This window comes from Limimaricola sp. G21655-S1 (genome assembly GCF_027213785.1).
GTDB lineage: Bacteria > Pseudomonadota > Alphaproteobacteria > Rhodobacterales > Rhodobacteraceae > Limimaricola.
This window is the reverse complement of sequence record NZ_JAPWGO010000156.1, coordinates 1-312: the sequence shown is the minus strand read 5'-3', so window position 1 is coordinate 312 and position 312 is coordinate 1. Positions and strand designations below refer to the sequence as shown.

Annotated in this window: 1 protein-coding gene; it reads left to right on the top strand. The window is 61.9% G+C overall.

Translation table 11 applies throughout. From position 1 onward, the window contains the following. Positions 1-206 (top strand): M24 family metallopeptidase (locus tag O4G76_RS20280; protein WP_269398944.1); only part of this gene is annotated, 206 nt, incomplete at its 5' end. Positions 207-312 lie beyond the last annotated feature (106 nt).

Here is a 312-nt window from a genome sequence, read left to right as displayed (position 1 = left end):
GCCTTAGCTACCCGCCGGATTGGGGCGAGCGCACGATGTCGCTGCGTCCAGGTGATACCACCAAGCTCGAAGAAAACATGACGTTCCATCTGATGCCGGGTCTGTGGACCCCGGACTGGGGGATGGCGATCACAGAGACATTTGTGGTGACCCCAAACGGCGGCGAGGCTCTGGTCGATGTGCCGCGCGAAATCGTCGTGAAATAACCCTGCCTCTCAACCGGTCGGCTTCACTGGCAGGCGGGTGACCTCCCGCCCGTCAGCGCGGTTTATAAAAAAACCACGCTTCCCGTTGGGCCAAGCGCCACGCGCC